This window comes from Acetobacter pomorum (assembly GCF_002738225.1).
Lineage (GTDB): Bacteria > Pseudomonadota > Alphaproteobacteria > Acetobacterales > Acetobacteraceae > Acetobacter > Acetobacter pomorum.
Window position 1 is genome coordinate 1 of sequence record NZ_PEBQ01000175.1, and the last position, 11,162, is coordinate 11,162.

11 protein-coding genes are annotated in these 11,162 nt (G+C 46.0%); 6 read left to right on the forward strand and 5 right to left on the reverse strand.

Features of this window, described 5'->3' with window-relative positions; all coding sequences use genetic code 11:
- Positions 1–386: 386 nt before the first annotated feature.
- Positions 387–1,592 (reverse strand): IS701 family transposase, encoded by a 1,206-nt coding sequence (locus CSR02_RS13650; RefSeq protein ID WP_019089646.1) that lies wholly within the window; start codon positions 1,590–1,592, stop codon positions 387–389.
- Between the two features lie 109 nt (positions 1,593–1,701).
- On the opposite strand from CSR02_RS13650, the gene CSR02_RS13655 reads away from it, so the two are divergent.
- Positions 1,702–2,459, forward strand: a protein-coding gene (locus CSR02_RS13655; protein ID WP_099046885.1) for an IS5 family transposase whose coding sequence is annotated in 2 segments (ribosomal slippage) — positions 1,702–2,023 and positions 2,023–2,459 — 759 coding nt in all. Because the reading frame shifts where the segments join, the coding sequence is not laid out codon by codon here.
- A 48-nt stretch (positions 2,460–2,507) separates the two neighbouring features.
- Positions 2,508–3,020: a hypothetical protein gene (locus CSR02_RS13660; RefSeq protein WP_099542017.1), complete on the forward strand. Its 513-nt coding sequence runs from the start codon at positions 2,508–2,510 to the stop codon at positions 3,018–3,020.
- Positions 3,021–3,095: 75 nt separating this feature from the next.
- Here CSR02_RS13660 and CSR02_RS13665 read toward each other — a convergent pair whose 3' ends face one another.
- The 3 genes from CSR02_RS13665 to CSR02_RS13675 all read right to left on the reverse strand — a co-directional run bounded on the left by CSR02_RS13665 (position 3,096) and on the right by CSR02_RS13675 (position 5,880).
- A complete protein-coding gene (locus CSR02_RS13665; protein WP_099542018.1) occupies positions 3,096–3,740 on the reverse strand; it encodes a LabA-like NYN domain-containing protein in 645 nt (214 codons plus the stop codon).
- Between the two features lie 121 nt (positions 3,741–3,861).
- On the reverse strand, positions 3,862–4,758 hold the full coding sequence (locus CSR02_RS13670) for a 3'-5' exonuclease (protein ID WP_099542019.1): 897 nt from the start codon (positions 4,756–4,758) through the stop codon (positions 3,862–3,864).
- 153 nt (positions 4,759–4,911) lie between these two features.
- Complete coding sequence (locus CSR02_RS13675) at positions 4,912–5,880, reverse strand: hypothetical protein (RefSeq protein WP_099542020.1); 969 nt, start codon at positions 5,878–5,880, stop codon at positions 4,912–4,914.
- Positions 5,881–6,193: 313 nt separating this feature from the next.
- Between CSR02_RS13675 and CSR02_RS13680 the strand changes: the two genes are divergently transcribed.
- The gene (locus CSR02_RS13680; protein ID WP_099542021.1) at positions 6,194–7,303 is read left to right on the forward strand and encodes a cell division protein ZapB; all 1,110 of its coding nucleotides are present in this window, start codon (positions 6,194–6,196) and stop codon (positions 7,301–7,303) included.
- A gap of 30 nt (positions 7,304–7,333) precedes the next feature.
- On the opposite strand, the gene CSR02_RS13685 is transcribed toward CSR02_RS13680, so the two are convergent.
- Positions 7,334–8,089, reverse strand: a complete 756-nt coding sequence (locus tag CSR02_RS13685; RefSeq protein WP_099542022.1) for a hypothetical protein — start codon at positions 8,087–8,089, stop codon at positions 7,334–7,336.
- Between the two features lie 525 nt (positions 8,090–8,614).
- Here CSR02_RS13685 and CSR02_RS13690 point away from each other — a divergent pair.
- The 3 genes from CSR02_RS13690 to CSR02_RS13700 all read left to right on the forward strand — a co-directional run bounded on the left by CSR02_RS13690 (position 8,615) and on the right by CSR02_RS13700 (position 11,148).
- Positions 8,615–9,514: a MucR family transcriptional regulator gene (locus CSR02_RS13690; RefSeq protein WP_143225603.1), complete on the forward strand. Its 900-nt coding sequence runs from the start codon at positions 8,615–8,617 to the stop codon at positions 9,512–9,514.
- A gap of 234 nt (positions 9,515–9,748) precedes the next feature.
- Entirely contained in the window at positions 9,749–10,030 is a 282-nt protein-coding gene (locus CSR02_RS13695) for a DUF2312 domain-containing protein (protein ID WP_099542024.1), read from the forward strand.
- 182 nt (positions 10,031–10,212) lie between these two features.
- The gene (locus tag CSR02_RS13700) at positions 10,213–11,148 is read left to right on the forward strand and encodes a protoglobin domain-containing protein (RefSeq protein ID WP_167384155.1); all 936 of its coding nucleotides are present in this window, start codon (positions 10,213–10,215) and stop codon (positions 11,146–11,148) included.
- Positions 11,149–11,162: the final 14 nt, after the last annotated feature.

The following is an 11,162-nucleotide window of genomic DNA, read 5'->3' on the forward strand; positions in this document are numbered from 1 at the left end:
GCGGGGGTTAGCCCGCTGTTCCCCATGTTGGGTCTGTCATGGTTATATGTCCAGAGCCATTGTGTTGCGACGTTCCGGTCATTCGATGACTAATCGTGCGGTTGCCAAAGCAGGCATATACCATTTCTTCGTATCACTTGAGCCGCAGGTGGCATTTAACTTGATGAGTAGCACACCTCTGCCCCGGACAGGATTTTATCCGGGACAGAAAGCAGCGTTCGCCTAGCACTACAGTTGCATTTTGTGTCGTGAGTGAGCGCGGATAGCGCTGGCCTGATGTGTTCGTCGAAAGACGGACCATCTGAGGATGTGAGAGACAGGTAGTCTGCGTTGTGTAAGTTTTACGACGAGGCGCCTGATTTCCTGAATGGACCAGCGGACGACGATTATCGTGTTCTGCGTTGTGTTTTTTTCGGTTTCAATGAGTTTGCCTGATACCGGACACTTGCCATGACGGCATAGGCCAGCATGACCAGAGAGACATGCCGATGCCAACCATGCCAGGAGCGGGTCTCGTTATGATCAAGACCAAATTCGTTTTTGGCCGTCTCGAAACATTCTTCGATCCTCCAGCGCGTCCCTTCAACGTTCACGAGTTCCTGCGTGGTTGTCCCTTTCGGGCTCCAGGTCGTAAAATAGGCAAGGTCCCCGTCAGAGATGTTTCGGCGGATCAATAGGCCACGTGTCCATGGTCCGGCTATAGGGCTGTCAAATTCTTCAGCATCCAGATCAGCAAGCGGAAGATACGCCCAGTCATAAAGTCGCTCACCTTTTGTGCCGTGCCCCGCTGACAGACGACGCCAGGCCTGGTCTGGCAGTCCTGCTGCAATATCTTTCGCCTCTCCGGCAATCAGCGGTTCCGTTGCCCATGATCCGAACCAGTGATTGCCCTTGACCCCAAGAACATATCCAATTCCAGCCCGGCGAAGCGTGCGTTCCACATCACCGACGCCATACACGCTGTCTGCTGCAACCCAGCGGAAGGGCACACCGGCCTCAATACTCCGCTCAATCATCATCGAGGCTAACGCCGGTTTGGTTGCAAACACCACGTCATCGGGAACGTGGGCCTGCTTCAGGCGCTCACGGTTCGATGTCCAGTCTTTCGGGAGATACAGGGCGCGGTCCACAAAGGCATGGCCCCGCGCCGATACATAGGTGGCAAATACACCAATCTGGCAGTTCGTGATCTTGCCGGCAGATCCCGTATACTGCCGCCCCACACCGCAGGACGCCTGACCCTTCTTCAGAAAACCGGTCTCATCGATGACCAGCACGCCCTCTTCAGTGCCCAGATGCTCGATCACATAATCCCTGACGACATCACGAAGGGCATCGGCATCCCAGTGCCCGCGCCCCAGAAGCGCCTGCTGCCGCCATGGACCAGGATCTCCTGCGGCTTCCGCTCGCATCCATCCCGTCTTGCGTGGTTCATTGCCAATCAAAACATCAAGAAAAGCACAGGCTGAATCTACGACACGTTTCTGCGTAAACAGCGGCGCCATCCGCTCCTTGGCGGACCGAAGCCCGGACGCCCACAAAGCCAGCGTCTCCTCAACAGACGCACCGCCACTCATCATATCCTGAATCATGGTTACCCATAGAGTCAGAACTCAACACAAAATGCAACTGTAGTGCTAGGCTCAGGACCCATTGATTTGATTGCGGAAATCTGATTCAGCCTCTGTGAGGAGACTGAAGATGAGTGACCTGTATTGGCTGACCGAGGAACAGATGGATCGTCTGCGGCCCTTTTTCCCGAAGAGCCATGGCAAACCTCGCGTTGATGACCGTCGTGTGTTGAGTGGGATCATTTTCGTGAACAGAAATGGTCTGCGCTGGCGTGATGCCCCCCGGGAATACGGTCCACACAAGACGCTCTACAACCGCTGGAAGCGCTGGAGTGCTATGGGGATCTTCATCCGCATGATGGAGGGATTGGCTACTGGCAAGGCAGAGCCTCAGACAATCATGATTGATGCGACCTATCTCAAGGCCCATCGCACGGCTTCGAGCCTGCGGTTAAAAAAGGGGGCCCAGGCCGTTTGATCGGGCGGACCAAAGGCGGGATGAATACGAAGCTGCATGCTGTCACTGACCGGAACGGACGTCCGCTCAACTTCTTCATGACAGCAGGTCAGATCAGTGATTATACTGGTGCCGCTGCCCTTCTGGACAGTCTCCCATCAGCCGAATGGATGCTGGCAGACCGGGGCTACGACGCTGACTGGTTCAGAGAGGCCCTGGAGGAGAAAGGGATCAAACCCTGTATTCCTGGTCGAAAATCTCGCGCAAAACCGGTCAAATACGACAAACGGAAATACAAAAGACGCAACCGTATCGAGATCATGTTCGGCAGGCTCAAGGACTGGAGACGGGTCGCAACACGCTATGACAGATGCCCGACCGTCTTCTTCTCCGCAGTCTGCCTCGCCGCAACCGTCTTGTTCTGGCTATGAGTCCTGAGCCTAGCTTCATCAGCGATTTTCGAATGTCAGAATGATGCAATGGACTGGGTTGAAGGCTTTTGCGCTCAGTTTACGGATGAGCGTGACATTGTCATGCTTATCAAAATTGTGACTGTTGTGGGGTTGGCTTTGAAATCAGGGCAATCACCTAAAACCCTTCCTCGAATTGTTAGAAGTTCATTTGGAATTGAGGTTGAGGATTATAAAGAAATTTGGTGCCGGGGGGGGGTTGCTGTGGGCGTTAACCCAATAGAATATGTCCTTGGGGCAATTTCATGCATAAAGGACAGTGATAATTATGAAGATATTGTTCGTAGATCAATTTCTCTCGGAGGAAATGCGCAACTAAGTGCGTGTTTGGCTGGAGGATTTGCTGGGGTTGTCTTTAGACCAACAGAACACCTTGTTTCTGATTTTATGGACGGCATCAGCAAAGGTAACTCCAGAATAGGAGATGCTTTGTGTGCTTGTCCTGATAGTTTTGTTGGGAATAATAAGCTTCACAGATTGCCAATTTGTCCTGGCGCAGTCGCTGCGTCATTAGAAATTTGAAGATGAATTTATGGACAAAAAAAGGGACACAAGTTGTGCCCCTTTGTAGATGATATTGTCAGGTTTCTGCAGAGATCACATTCTGATTGGGCCTGAGTTGCGAGAAGCAGGTAGAACCTGAGCTTCTGAGCGGTCGAAAGAACTATCGTTGTACCGACCATTCGGGTGGCTATCACGTTTATCTGTTGCTCTGATAAAATGTTTCGAAATATCATTGAGATCAACGAAGTGATCCACTTGACGGCGTAGATCATCACCGATGAGGGGCGGGGATGTCTCTCTCGATGAGACCGCAGTTACAGAAACACCTTGGCGCTGCACCGCTTCGACTGCACGCCTGAAGTCAGAATCTCCAGTGAAGATAATCATATTATCCACATGAGGAGCCATTTCCATCATGTCGATAGCGATTTCAATGTCCATATTGCCTTTGACACGGCGCTTGCCAGTCGCATCTGTAAATTCCCTGGCAGTTTTGGTTACAAGTGTATAACCGTTGTAAGAGAGCCAGTCAGTCAAAGGCTTAAGAGGGGAATAATCTTCAGTATCAACAATAGCGGCATAATAATATGTGCGGACTAGAAAGCCAGTTTCACGTTCAAGGTATTCAAGGAGTTTTTTATAATCGACGTCAAAATTAAGGTTGCGTGAAGTTGAATAAAGACTTGACCCATCAATAAATACGCAGGTTTTTCCGATTGTTTTAAGTCCGCTGGCCATCGTAATGCTCTTTCGGTTAATGAACAAAAATATACACCGTACCAGGATTTTCAAATCATCCTATTAAGGTTAATCGCGGTTATATCATCAGATTTTATCCTTGCAAGCCCCATAATTGGCTTTAACACCGATTAGTAAACCTATCGCTCGGTTCAATTTTCCTAATAATGACATTGTCATTTTCTCTTTGATAAATCTCCTTGTTAAGGAAAGAGATCTCATTTTCAACTTCTGAATACATTTTGTCCGTGTACCAAGATTTAGGCCTTCCGTCAGTCCCGTCATTCCAAAGATATTTTCTTTTCTTAAGGCTATTTTTTAACTCGTAAGGCGTAAATTGAGCCCATAGCCTAAAGTAAGGCCTTCTGCCTCTGTCGAGCACATGCTGAAAAGCATTTACGCCATTCTTGTCACGCACAATCTTCAAAAGCTCAATCCCAGCGTAGCAGTCGGTAATTGCTCTGTGGGCATCGTAATAGAAGCCGGATTGGTATGCTAATGAGAGCAATTGACCGCCTGACAGCCCACATTGCCGCCATGGTACGTCTTCCAATGAGCACCCCCAAGGGATTTGGCAGAAGGAGGGGATTATCTTTTCAACAAAAGGTCGATCAAAATTGGCATGGTGAGCCACTACAAAGGAGCTTTCTAACACTATTTTCTTAACTGCTTCTTTGTTTATGGATTGACCTTTAAGCATTTCATTGGTGATGCCGGTTATATCTGTAATCTCTTCCGACAAGGGTTGACTTGGCTCTTGGAATGAATTGAAAGGCTCTAAACATCCAATAATTCCCCCAGTTGCTTTGGAATAAAGAAAGGGAACGATGCCAATTTCAATTATTTCATCCACAGTGCTATCTAGGCCGGTAGTTTCGGTATCAATGAATAGCGCTTGTTTGATGTCTGGATCGGATCGCAGATCTTCACTGTATTCGATGATTTGCGACTTGAGTTTGCGTATTACTTTAAAATCATTATCATCTGGAATGGTGTTTTGAATCGCAGTGTTTGTCATTATTTGCACTCTTAATTTATGAACCAATGAATGTAATAGAGTTATTATATTATATAAATTATATAATGGAAACACCTATAAGTATTTTAAATTCTAATCACCATTCAGAGCAGAGATGAAAATTTATCTCTGCTCTGTTGGGGGTAGTATATACTATCGGTACCGGTCTGATACCGCTGATGGAAATTTGCCCAAGCCAAAATTTTCAGCATCATCTCTATTATGTAGATCATTGCCTCCGGGCATTGGGATATGGAAACTCCCAGTAGCTACAGTGGTCTGGGGAGGAGGCATGTTGCTAATCCCATAAGGATCTTCACCAGGGCGAGTGGAGTTATTGTCCGGTTGGGCACCATCGTCTTGGATTATGCTGATTTTGTTCTTTTTTGCCTGATCTTTTGGCTGTTGCCTGCCGCTCACCTCTAGTCCTGCGCCATCGACTGCTTCTCTCAGGTATTTTGGGAGAGCATTATAATCATCTTGTGAAAGAGGCTCTCCACTCACTATTGATTTTTGGAGATGATCGATGGCCTGAGAGTTGAGCTCAAGATCCCCTTTTTGAGGTGATGAAGTTTTTTTTTCGTGACGCATCAATGATGGCGGGGGGCTCATTATTGGGTATGGCGATATAGCAGGAGTTAATTGATGCCCCTGATCGGCAAATTTCAATTTTTCCATTCCCTGAGCGTGTTCTGATATCTGATAATCTCTATTGTTGTTGAGATTCACCTTGGTCTTCAGGGTCAGTTCGAGTGAGATTATGATCAGTAAAATTGACTGTATCGCCAGGATTGGGAGAACAATCTGCTTAGATAATTTTGTTTTCCGATTTTTCTTTTTTGGAAGTCTCCCGCATGCTCTCTCAATGCCATCCATTGCTTCTTGGTGAAAATCTCCAGCACTAATTATCTGACCATTAAGAGCAGAATAAGTGTTGCATTGATTTCCCGGAGAAAGAGCAAAGACCATGCCTCTCTCTGTTACTATCTCCCCTTTAGAATTTATTGGGAAGGTGCAGAACCTGGCAATCGCGCAAGGATCTAATAATTCGTTCTTGGGCAATGTAGGTGCACTCATTGTTTGATTTGCTAGGTTATCAGGCATTTCATCGCAACAAGTCATTATTGTCCCCTTGACGGCTTTCTGACTTTTTTGGTGGTTGTGCCTCTGGCATTCTTTGCGACAATCTTGGCGAATGATTTTGAGCCGGGCAAGGCATTTCACTCTGGGGAAAAGAGATGCGGGAGAATGATTTGGCGGAAATCCGCCATTTTAACTCTTACATCTTTACTAGGCTGCGGTTGTGGGGAAGTTTTATAAGAATTGCGTTGAATCTCATTGAATCTTATTTGTTTTCGATATAGAGGTGACATTAGCTTAATTTGATGTCTATCAATAGAATGCATTCAATGCTGAGCAATAGAGTCAAAGTGATATGATCGCAGTTGTAAAGAACAATAAAAAGAAATTTGATCTTGAAGCCTTTCGCAGGTCTTACTCCCAAGGTGCTCCCAAAACCTCAAAGGGTGGAGAGGGCGGTTCGCCAAGGACGCCAAAGGCGGTGGGGAATCTATCTCGTGTCGTTGAACTGAATGACAGCTCCTCACAGCGTGAGGGAGGGTTGGAATTTGTCAGCCCAGTCAATAGTAATGTCTCGAAGAAATCTAGAACTCCACGAACAGCCAAAAAGTCAAAGGCTGTAAGCAAAAAAGCACAGGCAGAACCTCAACAGGCAATACCTGATCTAGTCCCCCAAAAAAGTGAGAAAACGGTCCCAGTAGATGCCCAGGTGAGTGTGCGCCGGGGTTGGGGCCGGCCACGTAAGAACCCAGTGGTTAACTCTCCAACTCCAAGTGCCATTAAACCGATCAAGGGTATTCGGAGTGCGACTGAGCACTCCAAAGATCCAACGAAACTTCCCATTGTCTTGGAATTGCAAGAAAAATTGGAGGCTGTTGAGGGTGCTCTTGCAGAAAAGAACTCTTTATTAAAAGACTTTGATATTCTGCAGATCGAAGTGGCCGAATTGCGCAAGGAAATATCTGCCAGAAAGAAAGAAAATAAGGAACTGGTCGAACAGAATTCTAAAATGCAAGATGAGGTTAAGAAAAAAAATCAGACAATCGCAGATATGGAGCAGATGATGCGTTTAAACTCTATATCTGGAGCGTCAGGCGCCAAAGACCCTCGACAGAAGAAGCCTGAGGTTATTCCAGTTGGGAGAGGGCGTAGGGCGGTTACCGTTGTTCATGGTGCCACAATCAACAAAAAGAAAGGGCGCCTTACGCTTAAGGGTGTGATTGATAAGGACAATGAAGTGGAAGGCCAGGTTAATCAGCAAGCAGATGTAAGTGAAATTTCTGCTAAAGGTTTGCCCCCTCAAGCTCAAAAGGTGATTGATATCATAGCCTCATCGTTGCGAGGGATTGATCCAACAAAGAGCGCTGGAGAAGCATGTGTAAATGCGGTTCGCATGCTTGAAAAAGCTAAAAGGGCCATTGATAGCCTATCGATGTCTCTTATGGGCCAAGCCGCAAAAATGTAACTGAATACAAACGCTCTTGTTTGCGTAACATCAACGAGGCTTGCAGCTTATCTGATTGGGCGAAGATCGTGCGCATGCTATGTCAAAATGCGTGCTATTGCTTTCATCATCAATTGTTACGGCCTCGTGCCCTGTTTTGCCGGCACTAACCATGTCGGCTTCAAGCATGCAGGCCTTTATGGTCGTTACCTTGACATTATGGATTATGCCTTCACCCGAAGTTGGAAAAAATGAAATGTGACAGTTTATGGGGTAAGGGTCCTGATGGATGATATTTTTCATTGTCCTATTGTATTCTCCATCTAAAACACCTTCAGAAGATGTCATATCATTGCTGGCACGCGCATGTTCACTATCCATCTCTTTTATGCATTGGGGTGAAAGCAGGACAGAAAGGTCTCTAGATTCTGTGCAGGAGTTCACTGGCAGGGCATTGGTTGTTCTATTCTGTTGGATGCTGCCGTGTTTGTGAGTTAGGAACAAGTCTGGAGACACGTGCGAAATCTGACCTTCTTTGTCGGGATCCTCTTTCACTTTCGCGTTAGACTTCATTTTAATTAAGTCATCTTTTGTTGTTAGATGGCGCATACCCCATAGATCTTTTTGATCTGGCGTCATGTTCTGGAATGCAGGAAGCCATTTTGCGCCAAGATCCTTTTTATCACCTGAAAATGTGGGTTGAGGCGTAAATGAACCTTCAGGGGGATGACCTGGAACTGAGTTGGCCTCCTTACCGATAATGGGAAGTGCAGAAGTGGGAAGCGGGGTGAGAGAAGAGCTTGTCATAACAGGCTCTTTAGGTGCCGCTGAGATTATATATGGGGGAGGAGGCAAGGAGTGTTTTCCTCTCTCTACGTTCTTGCTATCGGTGGCATGAATAGTTGGGTCAGTAATCGTATGAGATTGAGCCCACTTTTTGAGCGATTCGCTCGGTCTGGCTGGGGCAAGGCCCATTGTGAGAAATGCTAAAGCAAGCAGAGTTGCGGTTCTGGTCGATCTGATCTGTGGGAGAGCATATAACAGGGGGGTGTGAGATTTTGACAATTTGGTTTTGTCTTTCACCTTGTATTCCCCTGATATTCTTGGACAAAAGACCAAATTAGGCATGTCTTAAATGAACTGGATCCTAAGATAACAATGAACTGATTGAAAATGAAGAAGCTATTTAGCGTCTCTCTTGGCCTAACAAACTGCAATTTGAGGAATTTTATGATTGATACTTTTTCATCTTAATCTTATCATGCATCAGAAACCTTTTGTTCTCTTTTTGTGTTCATAGTAGGTTCCATCTTTACACGGAGTTCGATTTACATGTCAGGAATTCAAAGAAGTTCAAACCAACAGCCTCCTTTAGTCGTGGGTCTCGGCGCTTCCTCCATAGGCGAGATCGCGCAAAAGGGGATTGCTCGTTTGGCAATGAGATTTCAGCAGGAATTTACGCCTAAGCAAAATCCTGATGAGATAATAAATCAGGCCTTCAGCCTTCGTGACGTTACCATTACTCTGATATCCATTGCCGAAAAAAGCCCTGAAAGATTGGCCACTACACTGGGTCTAATTTCAGCTCTTGCTGATGTTGGCATTATTTATGATATGAATAGTGCGATTTCTGAAATTTCACGCATAGCAAAGCTTTTGCCTTCAGAAATACCTTTGGGTGAAGGAGAGTATTCCTCTTCTGAGAAGGGGCAAGGTCATTTACCTAGCCCGACCGGGATGTCTGTTGCTGATGTTCATCCTCAAGCAAATGCAATACCAGAACCGAAACAGGCGGAAGCTCCAGCTCCCGTAGCAACTGAAGCAAAAGAAAATGCACCTGAAGTTCAGGCGCCGGTGGAAAGTGTTCAACACACTCCCAAGAAGCGCCAATCGGTGATGGATATTGCGCAAAGTAATTTTGTGCAGGGCATGTCACCAGATCTGCCCGAGAAGCCAGGACAGTGGATCGCTGAATCAGATAAGCCAGCAGTCCCATTGGCGGAGTCGATTCAGCATGACTCTATTACCTGCCTTCACTGTGGTAAGAACTTTACGATGCTAAAGCGTCATATCGAACGGTCTCATCGTCAGCGGCCTGAGGCCTACAGGATGTATTGGGGGCTCCCAGAAAACTATCCTATGGCTTGCGAAGTATATACCGAAATGAAAAAGGTCGAAGCTCATCGTTCTGGTCTTGGTACTCACCGTAAACATGAGTCTTCAGAAGCCTGAGTTTATTTCTTTTAATATTCTTAGGTTTTATGATGCGAGAGGGTAAAGGGGGGCGGAACCTTTGCCCTCTCGTTTTTTTGTACTGGGCCTTATTCCGGTAAGGTGAATTTGAAGGATATTATAAAATCAGAAAGTTAATGATTTTTGATTTTATTTAAAACATATGCAAAATTTGATTGATAATGCGATTAGGCTTTATATAATTTTGTCGAAACATTTTTTACGGGGTTAAAAATGCCAGATCATGCAGCAGTTCATTCTTCTGGCGAGGATGATGCAGCAGTAGGTGGTATTGCAGCAGATAGATTGCGCAGTATTATTGAACGGGTGGAACGACTTGAAGAAGAGCGCAAAGCTTTGGCTGGCGATATCAAGGATATCTTTACCGAAGCTAAATCTGCCGGCTTTGATGTCAAAGTTATCCGGCAGATTATTCGACTTCGGAAGCAAGAGCCCGCCGAGGTTGAGGAACAGGAAACACTCTTGGATATCTATCGCCGTGCTCTAGGGATGTGATTTTATCACTAATCTCATAGGGGCGGCAGCAGGAAGATTTGTTCTATCTGTGATTATAATTGTGACAGAATAAGCCAATCTTCCTGCATTTAAATATGCGTGTGCTTAGTTTTACTCCTGCACGCAAATCACTTTCAAAAATGATAATGTGTTTATGGAGACAGAGCAGGCATGTTTCTGCAATGGAAAAGAGCGACCAAAAATCAACATCAATCTCAGGTCGTTTATCCTTCCTAGGGATCGCTGATGATGAAAGAGAGATTTTATCCCGGCTACGTTCTGAACTCGGTCCAATTCTTGATGTAGCTCTCGATAAATTTTATCAACGTGTGCACTTAACACCGGAACTTGGGCATTTCTTCAAAAATGAAGAAATGATGCATTCTGCGCAATTACGGCAAAAGGAGCACTGGGAAACTATTCTCTCAGGCGTCTTCGGCAAGAAGTATATTGATAATGTCATTAGAATTGGCACCACTCATGCCAAAATTGGTCTTGATCCTCAGTGTTACATCGCTGGTTATGCCATCCTTTTAGATTGCATTGTCCAACAGTTGACAGCGCGGGCAGCGCAAAAGGCCTCAAGAAGAAACAGATCAGAAGATCTAGAGCGTCTTGGAAAAGATTTGGGGACGCTGCTTAAGGTCGCACTTTTAGATATGGACTTGTCTATTTCCATATATCTAGACAAGCTTCGAGATGAGCGTGGAAAAGCTGAGAAAGACTCAAATGCCGCTCTTGAGGTTATTTCCCAGGCTATAGAAAAAGTGGCCCAGGGTGATATGAGTGTCACTCTTGATAAAATGGTAAGTGAAAAGGCTCCTCGACTGACGAAATCATTCAATCTTTTGAAAGATGGCATCGGTGGAATAGTCTCTGAAATACGTGAAGCGTCTGGCCTGGTTGGGGATTCAGCAACGTCAATTTCGCATGATGTTGATTCTGTTATCAGCCAGACAGATCTGCAGGTCGAATTAATTGCAAAGATTACAGCCGCTACAGCAGCGCTAGAAGCATCTATTTCAAGTGTTTCTAAGCAAACCTTGGCTGCAGAAGATGCTGGTAATCCCCCCATTTTTAGTGGGGCATTGAATGAGAATTCAGGCGGCTGTTTTTAGTTTCTGGGCGGGGG

Bases quoted from the DNA above. Each gene is read 5' to 3' on its own strand.
- CSR02_RS13650 (WP_019089646.1), bottom strand. From the start codon at position 1,592: ATGATTCAGGATATGATGAGTGGCGGTGCGTCTGTTGAGGAGACGCTG.
- CSR02_RS13660 (WP_099542017.1), top strand. From the start codon at position 2,508: ATGGACTGGGTTGAAGGCTTTTGCGCTCAGTTTACGGATGAGCGTGAC.
- CSR02_RS13665 (WP_099542018.1), bottom strand. From the start codon at position 3,740: ATGGCCAGCGGACTTAAAACAATCGGAAAAACCTGCGTATTTATTGAT.
- CSR02_RS13670 (WP_099542019.1), bottom strand. From the start codon at position 4,758: ATGACAAACACTGCGATTCAAAACACCATTCCAGATGATAATGATTTT.
- CSR02_RS13675 (WP_099542020.1), bottom strand. From the start codon at position 5,880: ATGACTTGTTGCGATGAAATGCCTGATAACCTAGCAAATCAAACAATG.
- CSR02_RS13680 (WP_099542021.1), top strand. From the start codon at position 6,194: ATGATCGCAGTTGTAAAGAACAATAAAAAGAAATTTGATCTTGAAGCC.
- CSR02_RS13685 (WP_099542022.1), bottom strand. From the start codon at position 8,089: ATGACAAGCTCTTCTCTCACCCCGCTTCCCACTTCTGCACTTCCCATT.
- CSR02_RS13690 (WP_143225603.1), top strand. From the start codon at position 8,615: ATGTCAGGAATTCAAAGAAGTTCAAACCAACAGCCTCCTTTAGTCGTG.
- CSR02_RS13695 (WP_099542024.1), top strand. From the start codon at position 9,749: ATGCCAGATCATGCAGCAGTTCATTCTTCTGGCGAGGATGATGCAGCA.
- CSR02_RS13700 (WP_167384155.1), top strand. From the start codon at position 10,213: ATGGAAAAGAGCGACCAAAAATCAACATCAATCTCAGGTCGTTTATCC.